This is a genomic window from Citrobacter sp. Cc139 (assembly GCF_030334645.1).
Classification (GTDB): domain Bacteria; phylum Pseudomonadota; class Gammaproteobacteria; order Enterobacterales; family Enterobacteriaceae; genus Citrobacter; species Citrobacter werkmanii.
Genome location: NZ_JAOWDM010000081.1, coordinates 1 through 17,887, shown reverse-complemented (window position 1 = coordinate 17,887; position 17,887 = coordinate 1). Strand labels below are relative to the sequence as shown.

Sequence of the window (17,887 nt, the reverse complement as noted above, 5' to 3'; positions counted from 1 at the left end):
ACGAACTTAACGACAACGCAGAACAATCAAGGGTTTGGGAAACGTAAAAAGGTGGGATTAATGATTATACTGCGTCAGGAGTAACGGGATTTCTTCTGCTAACACCGGCGGAGAAATGAAAAAGCCCTGAATTTTGTCACAACCAATCTGCGTTAAACGGTCCAGTTGGGACTGGGTTTCCACCCCTTCAGCAAGAACTTCAATACCAAAATTGTGCGCCAGTGAAATAATGCCCTCAACAATCTTTGTCGATCGGGTATCGGGCTCAATGCCAGCAACAAATTCCTTATCAATTTTTAGGGTATCAAAAGGATACTTCAGCAGATAATTAAGATTTGCGTGACCGGTACCAAAATCATCAAGAGCGAGTTTAACCCCGATCTCCTTTAGCTCCAGCATATTGTTAACCGCTATCTGGCTGTCGCGCAGTGGTGACGTTTCCGTAACCTCAATTTGGCATCGATAAGGCGGTAGTCCACAGAGGGTGAGATTACGTCTGACGCGTTGCGGTAAGAGAGGGTCACAAAATTCAAGTGCGGAAATATTGATTGATAATACAAGAGGATCGGGCCAGGACGTCGCCACATCCCAGGGGGTGTGGGTAACCATGTCTTCAATTGAAATGATATTGCCACTGTCTTCCAATAACGTAATAAAAATATCGGGAGAGATCATCCCCATCTGAGGGCTGTTCCAACGCATTAATGCTTCAAATCCGCTAATTTGCTGAGTATGCAAATTAAAAATGGGCTGATAAACCATATAAAACTGACTGGTATTCAATGCCTGTTCAAGCGCGGTGAGCACCTCGTTGGAATTAAACATTCCCTCTACCTCTACAAATCATAAAATTTAAAACCAGTCAGCATCGCTCCCGAATTATATCTACTATGATATGTTTTACATCAGAAAAGAATCACCAGACTAGGGTAAAAAAGACATCCGATGGGTGAATCTGACAATTAATTTATTTAAATCAGAAGTATTGTTCAGTCCCAACTTGGCGACGACGCGCATTTTATGAGCCTGAATGGTTTTATAGTTAAGGCTCACTAACTCAGAAATTTCTTTAGCGGTATAGCCACTTACCAGCAAACTCAGGATCTGCTGTTCCCTTTCGGTTAACCTTTTCTGCGAACGATACAGCCGGGGATTCCATTTCCCGACTGACAACGTCGCCAATTGACCGAAATCTCGCAGTGAAGATTTCTCAGTCAACACTATTGCTTTCTCAATATATAATAACTCCACGCATAATTTCGCCACCAAACTGTCAGCTACAATGACTACGACGTTATTATAGAACTTGAATCGATTTTTATTCAGAAACTGTACGACGTCTGAACACGGTTGTTCATTATTAATGATATTAAAAATCATGGTTTGATGCTGACATAATGATGACTGATGCAACATATCCTCAAACTGGAATGTTTGTACGGGTACATGTTTGCTGGTCAGGTAGGCGAACATACCGTTGCCCACAAAATTATCATTGCCACACATCAACATCCTGTTTACCGCTCCTTATAAGCTTCTGATCTTGTTACTCATTAAAAATTTGATAATAATTTTCTCGACTTCAGCCTCTTCACGACGATTTTTAAAATCGAACTCACACGAGATCTGATGACAGGAGTACAACTGATTACCCTCATCAAACTCATTGATCGTGACGACATCGATTACTTTTAAATCCAGTTGTAAACTGCCAAACGTATCAAACTCCAGCGAGGCATTTTTAATCACCGCATCTTTATAAACAAAGCGGGTATTTACATCTTTAACAATTAACGCACACCCACCCTGAGAGATGTTTTTAATCCTGAAAGAGTAGTTTTCTCCGTTTTTGTAACGACCAAAACAGAAAAAGTCATAACCCTTCAGGAAGGAAAAACGCTGATTTTGTCGCTGCTGGGCAAAGAAAATCATATCCGGGATGAGGTAGGATAATCCTGCCTCCGCACCTGCGGGTGGGGTTTGTTCAAATCTGGCACTAAATTTTACAATCCCGCTTTCGCTGTGCAGGATAAAGTATTGGACCTTTTCAGGCACAATCTCTTCATGGCCGGAGATGACAAACCGTTCGAAATCGACCTTCTCTAGCTGTGTGATAACGCTACTGTTTTCGCATAAGACTTCCAGTTTCGTTTTCTTGTGCAGCTCTTCACGAAGGATAGCGATGATTTCAAACTTGTTGTCCTTTGCTAATCCAAAGCTCATTCTAAAACCCTTATTTCCATATTTAAGATATGTCCCGCTTTTGGTTACCCAAAAACGCGAGATCAGCATCCGCCCTGGTGCTTAATTACCATAGTGGATTCCATGTCAGACAGTTGGTTAAAAATTAAGTTTTTAACTATCTTTAGCCAATTATTGATACGTAAAAACATTTAATCAGGATAATTCTAGCTTAAGCCGCGCTTAAAACCACGCGAACTTATGGATTAACTATAACAAAAATGAATAATAATTTTATTTAAGATGCTGTTTTGAGATAACAAATAGCAAGAATTGCACAGAAAAAAACAAAGAAAAATGAAGGTGTTGGGATGGTTGGGCAATGCGCAGGTTGTCGCGCTTTTGTCGTCAGTGCGTATGATGCTTACATCTTCATATCATTAACTGCCAATACAGCCTGACGCGTGATTGTTATAAAGTGAATAATTACATTTTATATATTAAATAAATTTCCCTTAAGTCAGAAAAAAGCCAGCATCCTGCTGGCCCGGCAAATACCGAATAGAACTAGAGTGGCTTGCTACCTTACAGAGGGTACAACGTTAAAAATTCAATACCGCTGCTTAATTATTGATCGAGATGAGTCTGCGATGATCATCACTGCTCCCGCCAGCATTAGCGTGTCTTTCAATACCAGACGCCCGGCCCCGGACAAGTACGGAAAACCATGATGTAAATCGCCCAACGGCATTACCCATGCCTCTGGTGTGGTAATCAAAAAGGATAAGGTAACAATCGGCGTGGCAAATGCCAGTATGCCGCCAATTAATCCCAACCAACGGCTAACAGGATTTGCCAGCACCAATAAAGCGATAAGAACTTCGACTACGCCCAGACCATTGGAGAATGTATAGGTATTATTCGCCGCCTGCCATTCACGCTCCTGTGGCTTAAACTCACCTTCGTGGGTTAAATGCTGCTTATACTCTTCTGGATGTTCATAAAAAAATGACATTACCGGGCTATTAGCAACAAATGGCGTAATACTGTCAGCTTCGTAAGGTACAAATTTTAATAACCCAATCCAGATAAAAACAATTGCAATGCTCAGGCGAATTAAGGTCAATCCAATTTTATCGCCCTTACTGAGTAAACGCAGATACTTTTCCATGCAGGCTCTCCTCACTTGTATAAAATTGCCGTTGCGTGAGTGCTGCCATCAATGCGCATTGAGGTGATTTTCCAGGACGTTGCATTATTTTCCTGCGCCAGTTTCGCAATAGCATCCTCTATTTCGGAAGGCGCACCAGATATGGCAGACACGCTAACATGGACAACTTCGGTTTGCGCCAATGCGGAAAATGTCACCGGTGCAGTCAGTAACGCGGTCATTAGTAACGTAGTTTTAAACATGTTCATTCCTATTTCCATTAAACAGTGATCTCAGTGGCAATATAATAAAACATGCCAATTTATTTTATTTCATCCAGGACGCCAGAATAACTGTCAATGAGTATCCAGCCGTTAAAAAGACAAAAAAAGCCCCACACGGGTGGGGCAAACATGCAGACTACGCTTTTATTATTTAACGAGAGAAAAGAGATCGTTTAATGATTCACTCATACTCGGATGGGTAAATATTTGATCGCGTAAGGTTGTATAGGGTAATCCTGCATCCATAACCGTCTTGATGATATTAATCATCTCATGTGAATCCACACATAATAGCGAAACACCTAATATCTGTTTCGTTTCACTATCCACCACCGCTTTAAGTACGCCGCGTGTGTCATCCATCACTCGCGCACGCGGAATCGCCGCGACCGGCAGCGTGACTACCTGCACAGAAGCACCGCTGGCGCGAGCCTGTTCTTCGGTCATCCCCACGCGGGAAAGCGGCGGCGTCATAAAGACGGAATACGGTACATTTTGACGATCGCCGGTGTGACGTCTCCCCTCGCCTGACAGGTTGTCACGCACAATGCGGAAGTCATCCAGTGAGATGTACGTGAACTGCAACCCCCCGGTAACATCGCCCATTGCCCAAATATTATCTGCCGAGGTACGCAAATATTTATTCACAATAATGGCACCGCGGTCGTTTACATCCACACCCGCTTTCTGCAACTGCAGGTTTTCGGTCGCCGGTTTGCGGCCCGATGCCACCAGCAGCGCATCCACGGTCTGGACGCCTCCCGCCATTTTCACCTGTACCGCGCCGTCCCCGGACGAAACCGCCTGTACGTTGGCATTAAGGATAATCTCAACGCCTTTGTCGCGTAAAATCCTCGCGATAGCTTCGGCAATATCCCGATCTTCACGGGCTAAAAACAGCGGAGCGGCTTCATAAAGGGTAACTTTGCTGCCGAAGTTAGCAAACATTGATGCGAACTCCACACCAATGTAACCGCCACCCAAAATTCCCAGACGTTCAGGCCGTTGCGTCAAATTCAACAGCCCGGTGCTGTCAAACACCCCCGGTGTGGTGGTTAACCCTTCCACGTCTGGAACCGTTGACTGCGCGCCGGTATTAATAAAGATCTTCTCGCCGCTTAGCTCAATCGCGCCTGTTGACTGCACGACTCGCACAGTATGGTTATCGACAAACTCAGCACGACCGTCGATCACATCGACATTTTCCAGGTCGGCCAGATTATGGAAGTTTTTATCGCGCAGGAAACTGACAACGGCAGCCTTGCGCTGCATCGCCGCAGCAAAATCATGTTGAAGTTCAGCGTCATGTACCAGGGTTTTGGTTGGAATACAGCCGATGTTGATGCATGTCCCGCCATACATGGTGTTCGACTGTTCAACAATCGCCACCCGCCAGCCCGTTTTTGCCAGGGTAGCTGCCAGCGTTTTACCCGCTTTGCCAAATCCAATAATAATCGCCTGATACTGATTCATGCTCTCTCTCCGCCTGGTCACTGTTCATTTGTTGAACTGAAGTATAGGGGTAACCAGACAAGGGAAATGTATCCAGAACGCGCTTATTACTGTTAAATCATCTAAATCACTTTTAACCTCTTTTCATGAAACACATAAGCATAATAAATTAACACCTTGAAGGTATTAATTTAATTTGAAATTGACGAGATAATTCCGCCAAACCAATAGTGATTAAAACTGCCCAGGAGTCTTCATGGATGCCCTTAGTCGATTACTCATGCTTAACGACCCGCAAGGCTCGATCGATCAAAACTGTTTGTTGAGCAGAAACTGGCAACTGCCGCATGCGGCGGGCGAGCTATCCGTTATCCGCTGGCATACAGTCACTCAGGGAGCAGCCCAACTTGACATGCCTGACGGGACATCTTTCACCCTGCGGCCAGGGACTCTTGTTATCCTGCCGCAGAACTCCGCCCATCGACTTTGCCAGTCAGGGGATGAACAAACGCATATCGTTTGCGGTAGCCTGCGACTGCACGCCACCTCACGCTATTTTTTAACCGCGCTACCGGAAGCACTGATTCTGGCGCCTGAAGAAAAGAGTCCCGTCAGCCATTGGCTCAAGGCCGTGATTGCGCTATTGCAACAGGAATCCATTAGTGGGTTGCCGGGTTCCAGCGCTGTATGCAGCCAACAATGTGCCACGCTGTTCGCCTTAGCTGTTCGTGAGTGGTTAACCAGAGCATCGCCCGCACAAAACGTGTTGAATTTACTGCTGCACCCCAAACTCGGATCTGTGGTGTTTTTGATGCTCGAATCACCGTCCTTTGCATGGACCGTCGAAGAGCTGGCGAAACGCGTACACATGTCGCGGGCCAGCTTTGCGCAATTATTCCGTGAAGTGTCAAACTCCACACCGATGGCAGTGTTAACCACTTTGCGCCTGCAATTCGCCGCTCAGATGTTGTCACGCGGATCGCAACCATTGATTGTGGTAGCTGAATCGGTGGGCTACGCCAGCGAGTCATCGTTTTATAAAGTCTTTCTACGCGAATTCGGCTGTACGCCGGGCGAGTACCGCAAACGCGTGAAAGCGCTGGAAGCATAGCGCTACGCCTGCTTCGGGGTACAAACCGAAGACAGGCGTATGATTGAGAAGGTTACTTTTGCTTGCGATGTCTGTGCAGCCACATCAGCTTATACGCAGCCGGAATGATGAATAGCGACAACAGCGGCGCGGTGATCATGCCGCCAATCATCGGCGCGGCTATGCGGCTCATCACTTCTGACCCGGCTCCCGTCCCCCACAAGATGGGCAACAGACCGGCGATAATCACCGCCACGGTCATCGCTTTCGGGCGCACGCGCAGTACAGCGCCGTGATATAACGCTTCATCCAGTTTATCCGCCGTAAAGGTTTGCGGGTTTTCCAGCGCAGGCTCTGCTTCAATGGCGTGACGCAGATACATCAGCATCACCACGCCAAACTCTGCGGCCACGCCGGCCAACGCAATAAACCCGGTTCCGGTCGCGACCGACATATGGAACCCCATCCAGTAGAGGAACCAGATGCCCCCTACCAGGGCAAAGGGGACGCTGGTGATAATTAACAGCGCTTCGCCAAAGCGACGGAAAGCCAGATAAAGCAGGACGAAGATAATCATCAGCGTCATCGGCACCATCAATTTGAGCTTATGGCTGGCGCGTTCAAGCAGTTCGAACTGCCCGGAGAACGCCACGCTGGTCCCCGGCTTTAACTGTACCTTTTCCGCGATCGCTTTTTGCAGATCGTTCACCACCGAAACCATGTCACGATCGCGGGCATCGATGTAAATCCAACTGGTGGGTCGCGCATCTTCTGTTTTTAACATTGACGGCCCAGAAACGACCGTGACATCCGCCACATCAGCCAGCGTGATTTGCTGTTTCATAGGGGTCAGAATGGGCAGATTACGCAGCGCTTGCGGGCTGTCGCGATAGCTCTGCGCATAGCGAAGGTTGATAGGATAACGCGCGATCCCTTCTACCGTTTCGCCCACCATTGCGCCCCCCACAGCGGAGGTCACAAACAGCTGTACATCGCCAACGGTCATGCCATAACGAGCCGCTTTCTCACGATTAATATCCACGTTGAGATAGCGTCCCCCTACCAGACGCTCAGCTAACGCAGAGGCGACGCCTGGCACGGTTCTGGCCACCTCTTCAATTTGTTCCGCCGTCGCATCGATATCAGCCAGCACGTTACCTGACACTTTAATCCCGATAGGGCTTTTTATCCCGGTAGAGAGCATGTCGATACGGTTACGAATTGGTGGCACCCACAGATTCGCCAGCCCCGGCAAGCGCACGGTTTTGTCCAGCTCGGCGATGATTTTGTCCATCGTCATACCCGGACGCCACTGATCCTGCGGCTTCAGTTGGATCGTCGTTTCAACCATTTCCAGCGGCGCGGAATCAGTTGCGGTTTCCGCTTTACCGGTTTTACCAAATACGCGCGCCACTTCAGGAACGGTCATGATCAGCTTATCGGTTTTTTGCAGCATGTCCGCCGCCTGCGCCGCCGAGATCCCCGGTAGTGTCGAAGGCATATACAGCAAATCGCCTTCATTAATCTGCGGCAGGAATTCACCACCGACTTTATTCAGCGGGTAGATAACCGTCAGTATTGACAGCACCGCTACCAGGAGAGTGGTTTTGGGCCAGTGCAGCACCTTCAGCAATAGCGGATGGTAAATACGGATCAGAAAGCGGTTAAGCGGGTTACTGCTTTCCGCCGGTATTTTTCCGCGGATCCAGAATCCCATCAGGATCGGAATAACCACAATAGCCAGAAATGCCGCGCCCGCCATGGCATAGGTTTTGGTGAACGCCAGCGGACCAAACAGCCGCCCTTCCTGCCCTTCAAGGGTGAAAATAGGGATAAACGACAACGTAATTATCAGCAGGCTGATGAACAATGCCGGGCCGACTTCCACCGAGGCGTCAGTAATGACCTTCCAGCGCGTGGCGTTATCCAGCGTTTCACCCGGATGCTGATGCCCCCACTCTTCCAGCCGCTTATGGGCATTCTCAATCATCACGATTGCCGCATCAACCATCGCCCCGACGGCAATGGCAATTCCCCCGAGCGACATAATATTGGCGTTCAGCCCCTGGAAATGCATCACGATAAACGCGATACACAGCCCCAACGGCAGGGAAATAATCGCCACCAATGCCGAACGCAGATGCCACAGGAACAGCGCGCACACCAGCGCAACGACGATAAACTCCTCCAGTAGCTTATAGCTCAGGTTATCTATGGCGCGATCGATAAGCTGACTGCGATCGTATGTTGTAACTACCTCAACGCCTTCTGGCAGGCTGCTTTTCAGGGTGTCGAGTTTGGCTTTAACGGCGGAGATCACCTCACGCGCATTTTTACCGGAGCGCAGGATCACCACCCCGCCCGCCACTTCGCCTTCGCCGTTCAGCTCGGCGATCCCGCGGCGCATTTCCGGTCCAATCTGAACGCGTGCCACATCGCGCAGATAAACCGGTACACCGTCGGCCCCGGTTTTCAGGACGATATTATTGAAATCATCAAGCGTTTGCAGATAGCCACTGGCGCGCACCATATATTCGGCTTCAGCCATCTCCACCGACGAGCCGCCCGCTTCCTGATTTGACGTATCCAGCGCAGATTTCACCTCCGCCAGGCTGATGCCATATTGCGTCAGCTTCATCGGGTCGATAACCACCTGGTACTGTTTAACCACGCCGCCCACTGAGGCCACTTCCGCCACGTTAGGAATCGTTTTTAACTCATATTTTAAAAACCAGTCCTGAAGAGAACGTAATTCCGCGAGGTCATGTTTTCCGCTGCGATCCACCAGCGCATATTCAAAGATCCAGCCGACGCCCGTGGCGTCCGGTCCCATTTCGGCACTAACGCCTGCCGGCAATTTTCCCTGCACCTGGTTGAGATATTCCAGTACGCGCGAGCGTGCCCAGTAAGGATCGGTGCCATCCTCGAAAATGACGTACACGTAGGAATCGCCAAACTGCGAGAAGCCGCGCACCGTCTTCGCGCCCGGTACCGACAGCATGGTGGTGGTCAGGGGGTAAGTGACCTGATTCTCGACGATTTGCGGCGCCTGTCCGGGGTAGCTGGTTTTGACAATCACCTGGACATCAGAGAGATCGGGCAGCGCATCAACCGGGGTGTTAATGATGGTCCAGATTCCCCAGATGCTGAGAAACAGCGCCCCCATCATCACCAGGAAGCGGTTTGCCACTGAACGGCGGATAATCCATTCAATCATTTATCATGTCCTCAATGTGAATGGGTCGCCTGGGCTGGCATCGCGCCTGCGTCTTGCGCACCACTGTGCTGGGCGCGCATACGGTCAAGGGCGCCAGAAATATTCGCCTCGGAGTCAATCAGGAACAGGCCGCTGGACACCACTTTTTCACCTTCGGTCAGGCCTGAGCGAATAGCCGTCAGCCCCTGAGACTCATGGAATACAGCAACCTGCTTCGGCACAAATCGTCCTTCATGATCAACGGTAATCACCCGCTGTTCGCTACCCGTATCAATTAACGCTTTAGACGGGATCAGCAGCATCGGCTCGCTTTGCGTTTTCAATTGCAGGTAAGCATTCATTCCAGGCTTGAGCGCTTCGTCGGGGTTATCAACCTGCAAACGCAGCTGGAGGGTACGCGTGGTAGCATCAACGCTTGGCAAAATACTCCACTTACTGATGGTGAATGGCTTATCCGGCCAGGCAGGAACAGTGATGCGAAATTGCGAGGCATCTTTAATCAGCCAGGCAATAGATTCCGGGACCGACGCGCTGACCCATACCGGATCCATTCCCTGAATTTTCGCGACCACATTGTCTTTAGAAATATTCATGCCGGTACGCAAATCGAATGCGGTGATCACCCCATCAATGGGGGCTTTCAGGGTAAAGCGGGTCTGAATTTTACGCGTCGACTTTAAACGCTGGATATCCGCTTCCGGCATACCGGCAAGGCGTAATCGCTCCAGAATCCCTTCCACCTGCGTCGCGCTGCCGCCGGTCTCGCGCAGCAGCAAATATTCGCTCTGCGCCTCAACCCAGTCAGGAATCGTCAGGTCAATGAGCGGAGAACCCTTCTTGATTTTGTCACCCACAGTGAGCGGGTAAACCTTCTCGATAAAGCCAGCGGAGCGTGCCTGGACAATAACAAACTGGTATTCGTTATAGCTCACGTTAGCCGGGAAAGTTTGCGCATAGTGCAGTGGTCCCCGACGCACGGGTTCCGTTTTTAGCCCCAGATTCTGGGTCTGAGTGGGATCGATGCGCACGCCAGGTGCTGACGCGCTTGCGGTCTCTTCATCGGCATATTTCGGGATTAAATCCATATCCATGAACGGCGATTTGCCCGCCTTGTCAAAACGCGTATTCGGATACATGGGGTCATACCAGAACAGAACTTTTCTGGCTTCTTTTGGCGAAGCCGGTCCGGTTTCGCTCGATACTTTTGCGGATGAATAATAAGTATAAACACCGACAGAAATAATCCCACCTGCAATCATGCCAGCGAGAATAAGCGCGGTATTTTTAATATTTAAAGACGCCATAATGATTTCCATTGCGCGATAATCTCACCCGCGCTCGCAAGAACCCGGGCAAGAATTAAAGAGACCAGCGAGAACGTTATTTACTGATGTGAATATCGCGTAACACAGAGAGATTTCCCTGCTGAACAAACGTAAACGCGACCTTATCGCCCGGTTTAATATCGTCAGCCCTGGTGTCGGCCACCAGCGTAAAACGCATCGTCATCGCCGGCCAGTTCACCGCCGGAATAGGATCATGTTTAATCGTGACTTTTTTACTTTCCATATCAACAGCTTCAATCACCCCAGTCGCGCTAATGCGTTGTTCCTGTTGAGCCGCCGGCTGCATACTCATCATCTCGCCATGTTGATGCTCATTGGCCTGAGCGTTAAATATGACCACAGAGAAAAGGCTTAACAGCACGGCTTTGGCGGTAGTATTCATAGTTGATGCTCCTGAAAAGTTAATATTAAGGTTTACTCCACCCAACCGCCGCCTAAGGCAGCAAACAGCTTAATTTCATTAACCTGCTGGGCGTAATTAAGATCGAGCAGCGATTGCTGCGTGGCAAATAAAGAACGTTCGGCGTCCAGAACTTCGATATAGCTAACCGCGCCATTCTGATACAGCGCTCTGGCACGTTGTAGGGTGATTTGCAATGACGCCAGATAACGCTGCTGGCCGCTAATTTGATCGGCAATGCTTTGGCGCAACGCCAGCGCATCGGCCACCTCTTTAAATGCGCCCTGAATTTTTTGTTCGTAATTCACCACCGACTGCTGTTGACGAATTTCAGCCAGATCGAGCCTGGACTGATTACGTCCGGCGTTAAAAATTGGAATATCTATTTTGGGGACAAAATTCCACATGCCGCTGGCAGCATTAAACAAGCTGGAGAGATCGCTGCTGCTACTGGACATGGAGCTGGTCAGGGTAATCGACGGGAAAAATGCCGCCCGCGCGGCGCCGATATTGGCATTCGCCGCCATTAATCCGTGCTCAGCTTCCATAATATCCGGACGCTGTAACAGTATTTGCGACGAGAGTGATGGCGGCAGCGTAACCGGTTTAATGTCTCCGCGACTGCGCGCCCTATCGTCGGGTAATTTTCCGTAGGTACCCAGCAACAGTTGCAGCGCGTTGTTGGCCTGCGCCAGTTCACCTTTACGCTTCGCGATTTCGCTGCGCGTACTTTCAATCACGCCCCGCGCCTGTTCCAGCGCCAGTACATTAGTGCTACCGGTGACCAGTTGTTTTTCAACAAAGGCGTAGGAACGTTGATAGTTTTGCAGCGTTTCTTCGGCAATTTGCAGTTGTGCATAAGCCAGACGCTGATTGAAATAACTTTGCGACACGTTAGAGATTAATGAGATATGTACCGCCCGACGCGCCTCTTGGCTGGCAAAGAAATTCTGTCGATCGGCTTCACTCATATTTTTCAGCCGACCAAAAAAATCCAAATCGAAACTGAGATTCAGTCCGGCCTCGAATTCGCGATCGGTGCTGCTGTCGCCTTTTAATTTACCGCTGTAGGTACCGCTGGATCCTGCCGTAATTTGCGGATAGCGGTCAGCGTCCGTGGCGCCATATTGCGCTCGCGCCTCCTGAACCTTCAGCACAGCCATACGCAAATCGCGGTTATTGGCCAGCGCCTCACCAATTAGCACCTTAACCTGGTCATCAACGAAGAAGGTCCGCCAACCGGTGTCCTGATAATTCCCAGAGGCTGACACCAGCGCATTCTGGCTTAAGGAGAATTGCTGTGGCACCGGCAAAGCCGGGCGCTGATAGTCCGGCGCTAATGAACAACCGGCGAGAACGAATATAGCGCTGAGGGTAAGAAGCTTAAATTTGCTCATAGTTCTTCACGTCCTGACCGGACTGATGACCCTAAAATATGTAGGAATTTATAGGGTTGTACTTTAACGAAGTGACTCTGTTTAACCGGTGACAGGAAAATGACAAAACTGTCATTTTCCCAATAACCGATTGCTATCCGATCCCGCTTCCCTAGAATTGAAAGTCCGCACAAGCAGTGCGAGAAGGAGAATGCGATGAAGATTTTGATAGTCGAAGATGAGAAAAAAACCGGTGAATACCTGACGAAAGGCCTGACGGAAGCAGGTTTTGTCGTGGATTTGGCGGATAACGGCCTGAACGGGTACCACCTGGCGATGACCGGCGATTACGATCTGCTCATCCTCGACATCATGCTGCCGGATGTAAACGGCTGGGATATCGTACGCATGCTACGTAGCGCCAATAAAGGCATGCCCATTCTTCTCCTCACTGCGCTGGGTACCATTGAACATCGGGTTAAAGGTCTGGAATTAGGCGCTGACGATTACCTGGTCAAACCGTTTGCCTTTGCCGAACTGTTGGCGCGGGTCAGAACGCTATTACGCCGGGGCGCGGCGGTAATTGTTGAAAGCCAGTTTCAGGTCGCAGATTTAATGGTTGATCTGGTGAGTAGAAAAGTCACCCGCAGCGGGGCGCGCATCACCCTGACCAGCAAAGAGTTTACGCTGCTTGAGTTTTTCCTGCGCCACCAGGGAGAAGTTTTACCCCGCTCGCTGATTGCCTCTCAGGTCTGGGATATGAATTTTGACAGCGATACCAACGCCATCGATGTCGCCGTTAAGCGTCTGCGCGCCAAAATCGATAATGACTTTGAGCCGAAACTGATTCAGACCGTGCGCGGCGTGGGATATATGCTTGAGGTTCCTGATGACCAGTAAACGATGGCAACGCCCTTTTTCCCTGGCGACGCGACTGACCTTTTTTATCAGTCTGGCGACTATCGCTTCATTTTTCGCCTTCGCATGGATAATGATCCACTCAGTGAAAGTACATTTCGCCGAGCAGGACATCAATGATTTACAAGAGATCAGCGCCACGCTGGAGCGTATTCTTAATCAACCGAACGAACCTGAACCACGCCGACTGGAAACGCTAAAAAACGTCGTGGCGGGTTACTCAAACGTCATTATTTCTCTGGAAGATAGCAATCAGAAGGCTATTTTTCATTCACCTGACGCCCCGGATCTCCGGCAATTTATCGCCAGTGCAAGGCCGGATAAAAATGCCCAAGCCCGCGATGTCTTTATTATATCCGGCCCCATGTTGCAAACGCCCAAACATACGCACGGGCAGATGACATCATCAAACTGGCGTATGATTCGTTTGCCTGTAGGCCAGCTTGCCGATGGAAAACCGGCATATACGCTGTACCTGGCATTATCGATCGATTTTCATCTGCACTATATTAATGACCTGAAAAACAAGCTGATTATGACAGCATCGCTGATTAGCATGATGATTGTTTTTATCGTGCTGTTCGCCGTTTATAAAGGTCATGAACCGATCCGTAATGTCAGTCGCCGCATCCAAAATATCACCTCGAAAGATCTCGACGTACGCCTTGACCCGCAAACCGTGCCTATTGAACTGGAACAGTTGGTAAGTTCGTTTAATCACATGATCGAACGCATCGAGGATGTTTTTAAACGTCAGTCGAACTTCTCGGCAGATATTGCCCATGAGATCCGCACCCCAATTACCAACCTGGTCACGCAAACGGAAATTGCGCTAAGCCAGATCCGCAGCCAAAAAGAGCTGGAGGACGTACTGTATTCCAATCTCGAAGAATTTGGCCGGATGTCGAAGATGGTGAGTGACATGCTGTTTCTGGCGCAAGCGGACAACAATCAACTGATCCCGGAAAAGACCGCGCTCAATCTGGCTGATGAGGTCAGTAAAGTGTTCGACTTTTTCGAAGCCTGGGCAGAAGAGCGTGAGGTTGGTTTACGCTTTGAGGGGCGCGAATGTTGGGTATCGGGCGATCCGTTAATGTTACGCCGGGCAATGAGTAATCTGCTTTCAAACGCCATGCGTTACACGCCAAAAGGCGAGTCAATGACCGTGCGGGTGAAAGAGGCCGATGAACAGGTGCAGATAGTCGTTGAAAACCCCGGCCCGCCAATTCCTCCACAACATCTTCCGCGACTGTTTGACCGCTTCTATCGGGTAGATCCTTCCCGGCAACGTAAAGGAGAAGGCAGCGGCATTGGCCTTGCGATCGTGAAATCGATAGTCATTGCGCATCAGGGAAACGTTGCGGTGACATCTGATTCACATGCCACCCGCTTTATTCTGACGCTGCCCCGGCATGCAATTTAATCTCTGCTGATGACGGTTAAGTGTTTCCTGTTCTCTGACACAACCGTCATATTCCTGTCACGTCACTGACAGCGCGTGCTAATTATAATTTCTTCCGTAAACCCACACAGGAGAAATATGATGAATAAGATGTCCTCTTTTTTAGCTATCGCATTTTTTATCTCAGCAGGCGTTAATGCAGCCGAAACGTCACCCCATGCACAATCATTTTCGCAAATGAATGAACATGAAAAAGCGATGGTAGTACATCAGTCGACAAATAATGCTCATTCCTATGCCCATGAGCAGCAGGCCCAAAAACATCGTGCGCAGGCAAACAGTACGCAATAACGGATAACGCCAAAGGGCGCTGCGATCACAGCGCTCTCAAAAGCTGTGCGTTACAGTATGCCGTTTTAATACTGGAGTCAGGCATGGCTTTAACCCTCACGGTGTTGCTTGAAAACCGGCGCGCTGCTGGCGCAGATAAATCATTACGGGCAAAGCCCGGATTAAGTCTGTTAATTCAGGATGAAACCACCACCATACTGTTTGATACCGGGCCGGATGACAGCTTCATTCTAAACGCCGCGCAAATGGGGATCGACCTGACACAATTAACCGCCGTGGTGCTGTCACATGGTCATTACGATCATTGTGGCGGCGTCCCCTGGCTTGCCGATAACAGCCGTATTATTTGCCATCCTCAAATAGCCTGTGAGCGTTACGCGTCGTTAACGCTTGCGGGAAAGCCGCGACAAATTAAAAAACTCTCCCGCGATAACGACTACTCTCGTCTGAATATGGAATACACCCGCGAACCGTTGGCGATTAGCGATCGTTTTTTGTGGTCCGGGGAAATTAGCGTATCCACACCGCAGGCCTACGGTGTTATTCACGAGAAAACACCTCAGCCGGATTACATCAGCGATGAAGGCGTATTGATCTATAAATCTGACCGTGGGCTGGTGATCATTACCGGTTGCGGGCACCGGGGAATAGAAAATATCGTCCGCCATTGCCAGAACATCACCGGCATTCGCAAAATACACGCCCTCATCGGTGGGTTCCATTTACGCGCCGCCTCCCCCGCTAAGCTGTGGCGGACGCGGCAATTTATTAAGCAGCAGCAACCGGAAAAACTGCTCGGCTGTCATTGTACTGGTTCGTGGGGACGGTTGTGGCTACCGGGAACAAAAGCCCCGGCAACGGGGGATGTCATCGTGCTGGCGAACTAAAGGCGGTAAAACGTGGCCCACATCTGCATTAGAAAACGGGAACTTACGTTCCCCGTTTATCATTGACGACAATTATGCACGTAACCTTGATCTGGTCACTTATTATACAGAGACAACCTTGGGTACACTCAGGATAGAGGTAAACAAACAGGAGGTAGTGAATATGTATCGCTCAATTCTGGTGCCCATTGATATCTCTGAAGCCGATTTAACCCGCCATGTTGTGCCGCAGGTTCAGGCGCATGCCAAAACCGCCAAGGTCCATTTTCTGGCCGTTATTCCTACCGTTCCGTTCTATGCCTCGCTGGGGCTGGCCTACTCAAGCGAATTCCCGGACCGCAGTGGTCTGCAGGCCAAGGCCAGCGAAAAACTCGAAGAGATTGTTAAGCAATTCCACATTCCTGCTGGCAGGAGTCAAATCCACGTCGTTTACGGCCCACCGAAGGATCAGATCCTCAAACTGGCGGAGGCGGTTGACGCCGAACTTATCGTCATCGCCTCGCATAAGCCTGGTTTTAGCACCTACCTGCTGGGTTCAACGGCTTCTGCCGTAGTCCGCCATGCGAAATGTCCGGTGCTGGTTGTACGGTGACACTGGCTAACATAATAAAAACGGGAGTAAATTTACTCCCGTTTTTTTTCGGACTGAGGTCAGCACTCAGTGCTGATTATCCAGCACGCAAATTCGCTCAGCCAGCAAGATGTGTGCAACGCAGTCTTAATGAAGTAGAAATATGGCTGGAGAAGGAAAAGTCGTAGCGGTACGCAGAAGCTAAGAATTGGACTTACTTTGAAATGGTACGCCCTGTAGGATTCGAACCTACGACCTACGGCTTAGAAGTTCCTAGAACTACCTTCTAAGTCAATAACATACCCCACCATCACTGCGCTCACACGTCCCATCTTCTAAAAACATGCAAAGCCTTGCAAACCGATGCAAAGCTTTTTGTGTCCCGATTTTGTCTCACATCTCCGCACCTTCTGTTCACTTCAAGCTTGTTGATAGAGAAAAAATAACGCAGAATTGACTTGGAAATCACATAGTATTCAAATTACTAAATGGTAAATTAACATGAAAAGGTTCATGTCAGTTGTTTTTTTACTCAGCATATCCTGTGTATGGACAGGAGAGGTATTTGCTGAGGGTGGGAAACAGAAGCAGTTTGTGAGTGTTGATGTCCAGAACGCAGATATTAAAATTCAGTATAAATATTCACCTGAAGAAGATAGGGTAATTGAGCTTGAGAGAGTTGGCCTCAATAAACTTTTCTCATTTTCAAGGCTTTACAGGATTGATTCTGGGAAGGATGCAACTTTTCCAAGCGGCATACTGGATGGGTTAACTGCGGTTCAAACATTCGACACTGACATCATTGGACCAATTATGGTCAGCGCAGAAAATAATGAAGATGGTGATGACCCAATAGCTGCGTTCACAGGTGGCTGGCATGGATTTAACCGGGACCAGAGCGGATCACCTACAGCCAGGCATGTTTCTCTTCAGGTATGGGTTGACGGGAAGATGGTCAAAGATACCTTTAAGGGATATACAAATGATTTAGTGATTGAAACCACATCTAACATCCAGGGATTTAACACCAAAAAGAAAGATGGCTCCGGTAGGGAGATTATTCAACAGAAAGTAAAAATGACCTTCAATGAAGGACGTGCAGATGTGCATATCAAAATGACTCCTCTTGAAAAGGTGAGGATACACACTTACTACGGACTACAAACAGCACTTTCCCAACTGTATGCCAACAGTTCAATTCGTTATGAATCAGGCGACTCTCCAGAATGGAAAGATACCTCCAGCGGACCAAATGATAGTGG

The 17,887-nt window shown here is 49.1% G+C and carries 17 protein-coding genes; 7 read left to right on the top strand and 10 right to left on the bottom strand.

Annotation, left to right across the window (positions count from 1 at the left end; translation table 11 throughout):
* Positions 1–57: 57 nt before the first annotated feature.
* From OGV69_RS11650 to rclA, 6 genes are all read right to left on the bottom strand, one after another.
* Positions 58–825 (bottom strand): putative bifunctional diguanylate cyclase/phosphodiesterase, encoded by a 768-nt coding sequence (locus OGV69_RS11650; RefSeq protein ID WP_038638561.1) that lies wholly within the window; start codon positions 823–825, stop codon positions 58–60.
* A 99-nt stretch (positions 826–924) separates the two neighbouring features.
* Positions 925–1,506 (bottom strand): helix-turn-helix transcriptional regulator, encoded by a 582-nt coding sequence (locus OGV69_RS11645; RefSeq protein WP_170973229.1) that lies wholly within the window; start codon positions 1,504–1,506, stop codon positions 925–927.
* 21 nt (positions 1,507–1,527) lie between these two features.
* Positions 1,528–2,223 (bottom strand): flagellar brake protein, encoded by a 696-nt coding sequence (locus tag OGV69_RS11640; RefSeq protein WP_069323113.1) that lies wholly within the window; start codon positions 2,221–2,223, stop codon positions 1,528–1,530.
* 568 nt (positions 2,224–2,791) lie between these two features.
* Positions 2,792–3,352 carry a reactive chlorine resistance membrane protein RclC gene (gene rclC, locus OGV69_RS11635; RefSeq protein WP_038638553.1) on the bottom strand — a complete coding sequence of 187 codons (561 nt, stop codon included), beginning with the start codon at positions 3,350–3,352 and terminating at the stop codon, positions 2,792–2,794.
* 11 nt (positions 3,353–3,363) lie between these two features.
* Complete coding sequence (gene rclB / locus OGV69_RS11630) at positions 3,364–3,594, bottom strand: reactive chlorine resistance periplasmic protein RclB (RefSeq protein ID WP_038643060.1); 231 nt, start codon at positions 3,592–3,594, stop codon at positions 3,364–3,366.
* A gap of 168 nt (positions 3,595–3,762) precedes the next feature.
* Positions 3,763–5,088 carry a reactive chlorine resistance oxidoreductase RclA gene (rclA, locus tag OGV69_RS11625; protein ID WP_069323112.1) on the bottom strand — a complete coding sequence of 442 codons (1,326 nt, stop codon included), beginning with the start codon at positions 5,086–5,088 and terminating at the stop codon, positions 3,763–3,765.
* A gap of 235 nt (positions 5,089–5,323) precedes the next feature.
* On the opposite strand from rclA, the gene rclR reads away from it, so the two are divergent.
* Positions 5,324–6,178: a reactive chlorine-specific transcriptional regulator RclR gene (rclR, locus tag OGV69_RS11620; protein ID WP_069323111.1), complete on the top strand. Its 855-nt coding sequence runs from the start codon at positions 5,324–5,326 to the stop codon at positions 6,176–6,178.
* Positions 6,179–6,230: 52 nt separating this feature from the next.
* Here the strand turns inward: rclR and OGV69_RS11615 are convergent, their stop codons facing one another.
* The 4 genes from OGV69_RS11615 to OGV69_RS11600 form a co-directional block, all read right to left on the bottom strand.
* Positions 6,231–9,374, bottom strand: coding sequence for a CusA/CzcA family heavy metal efflux RND transporter (locus OGV69_RS11615; protein WP_069323110.1), 3,144 nt, complete (start codon positions 9,372–9,374; stop codon positions 6,231–6,233).
* Between the two features lie 11 nt (positions 9,375–9,385).
* Positions 9,386–10,678: an efflux RND transporter periplasmic adaptor subunit gene (locus OGV69_RS11610; protein WP_069323109.1), complete on the bottom strand. Its 1,293-nt coding sequence runs from the start codon at positions 10,676–10,678 to the stop codon at positions 9,386–9,388.
* Positions 10,679–10,754: 76 nt separating this feature from the next.
* Entirely contained in the window at positions 10,755–11,102 is a 348-nt protein-coding gene (gene cusF, locus OGV69_RS11605) for a cation efflux system protein CusF (RefSeq protein WP_069323108.1), read from the bottom strand.
* Between the two features lie 32 nt (positions 11,103–11,134).
* Positions 11,135–12,517: an efflux transporter outer membrane subunit gene (locus OGV69_RS11600; RefSeq protein WP_069323107.1), complete on the bottom strand. Its 1,383-nt coding sequence runs from the start codon at positions 12,515–12,517 to the stop codon at positions 11,135–11,137.
* Positions 12,518–12,712: 195 nt separating this feature from the next.
* Between OGV69_RS11600 and cusR the strand changes: the two genes are divergently transcribed.
* The 6 genes from cusR to OGV69_RS11570 form a co-directional block, all read left to right on the top strand.
* Positions 12,713–13,396, top strand: a complete 684-nt coding sequence (gene cusR, locus OGV69_RS11595) for a copper response regulator transcription factor CusR (protein ID WP_069323106.1) — start codon at positions 12,713–12,715, stop codon at positions 13,394–13,396.
* Positions 13,386–14,837, top strand: coding sequence for a Cu(+)/Ag(+) sensor histidine kinase (locus OGV69_RS11590; RefSeq protein ID WP_069323105.1), 1,452 nt, complete (start codon positions 13,386–13,388; stop codon positions 14,835–14,837). Before cusR ends, OGV69_RS11590 begins: the two co-directional genes overlap by 11 nt.
* Before the next feature lie 120 nt (positions 14,838–14,957).
* Positions 14,958–15,167 (top strand): PcoE/SilE family metal-binding protein, encoded by a 210-nt coding sequence (locus OGV69_RS11585; RefSeq protein ID WP_069323104.1) that lies wholly within the window; start codon positions 14,958–14,960, stop codon positions 15,165–15,167.
* An 83-nt stretch (positions 15,168–15,250) separates the two neighbouring features.
* Positions 15,251–16,054 carry an MBL fold metallo-hydrolase gene (locus tag OGV69_RS11580; RefSeq protein WP_038638523.1) on the top strand — a complete coding sequence of 268 codons (804 nt, stop codon included), beginning with the start codon at positions 15,251–15,253 and terminating at the stop codon, positions 16,052–16,054.
* A gap of 163 nt (positions 16,055–16,217) precedes the next feature.
* Positions 16,218–16,646 carry a universal stress protein UspF gene (gene uspF / locus OGV69_RS11575; RefSeq protein ID WP_069323103.1) on the top strand — a complete coding sequence of 143 codons (429 nt, stop codon included), beginning with the start codon at positions 16,218–16,220 and terminating at the stop codon, positions 16,644–16,646.
* 480 nt (positions 16,647–17,126) lie between these two features.
* Positions 17,127–17,887, top strand: a 761-nt coding sequence (locus OGV69_RS11570) for a hypothetical protein (RefSeq protein ID WP_286469240.1), incomplete at its 3' end; no start/stop codon positions are given.

Coding starts and splice junctions, on each gene's coding strand:
- OGV69_RS11650 (WP_038638561.1), bottom strand. CDS start 825: ATGTTTAATTCCAACGAGGTGCTCACCGCGCTTGAACAGGCATTGAAT.
- OGV69_RS11645 (WP_170973229.1), bottom strand. CDS start 1,506: ATGTGTGGCAATGATAATTTTGTGGGCAACGGTATGTTCGCCTACCTG.
- OGV69_RS11640 (WP_069323113.1), bottom strand. CDS start 2,223: ATGAGCTTTGGATTAGCAAAGGACAACAAGTTTGAAATCATCGCTATC.
- rclC (WP_038638553.1), bottom strand. CDS start 3,352: ATGGAAAAGTATCTGCGTTTACTCAGTAAGGGCGATAAAATTGGATTG.
- rclB (WP_038643060.1), bottom strand. CDS start 3,594: ATGTTTAAAACTACGTTACTAATGACCGCGTTACTGACTGCACCGGTG.
- rclA (WP_069323112.1), bottom strand. CDS start 5,088: ATGAATCAGTATCAGGCGATTATTATTGGATTTGGCAAAGCGGGTAAA.
- rclR (WP_069323111.1), top strand. CDS start 5,324: ATGGATGCCCTTAGTCGATTACTCATGCTTAACGACCCGCAAGGCTCG.
- OGV69_RS11615 (WP_069323110.1), bottom strand. CDS start 9,374: ATGATTGAATGGATTATCCGCCGTTCAGTGGCAAACCGCTTCCTGGTG.
- OGV69_RS11610 (WP_069323109.1), bottom strand. CDS start 10,678: ATGGCGTCTTTAAATATTAAAAATACCGCGCTTATTCTCGCTGGCATG.
- cusF (WP_069323108.1), bottom strand. CDS start 11,102: ATGAATACTACCGCCAAAGCCGTGCTGTTAAGCCTTTTCTCTGTGGTC.
- OGV69_RS11600 (WP_069323107.1), bottom strand. CDS start 12,517: ATGAGCAAATTTAAGCTTCTTACCCTCAGCGCTATATTCGTTCTCGCC.
- cusR (WP_069323106.1), top strand. CDS start 12,713: ATGAAGATTTTGATAGTCGAAGATGAGAAAAAAACCGGTGAATACCTG.
- OGV69_RS11590 (WP_069323105.1), top strand. CDS start 13,386: ATGACCAGTAAACGATGGCAACGCCCTTTTTCCCTGGCGACGCGACTG.
- OGV69_RS11585 (WP_069323104.1), top strand. CDS start 14,958: ATGAATAAGATGTCCTCTTTTTTAGCTATCGCATTTTTTATCTCAGCA.
- OGV69_RS11580 (WP_038638523.1), top strand. CDS start 15,251: ATGGCTTTAACCCTCACGGTGTTGCTTGAAAACCGGCGCGCTGCTGGC.
- uspF (WP_069323103.1), top strand. CDS start 16,218: ATGTATCGCTCAATTCTGGTGCCCATTGATATCTCTGAAGCCGATTTA.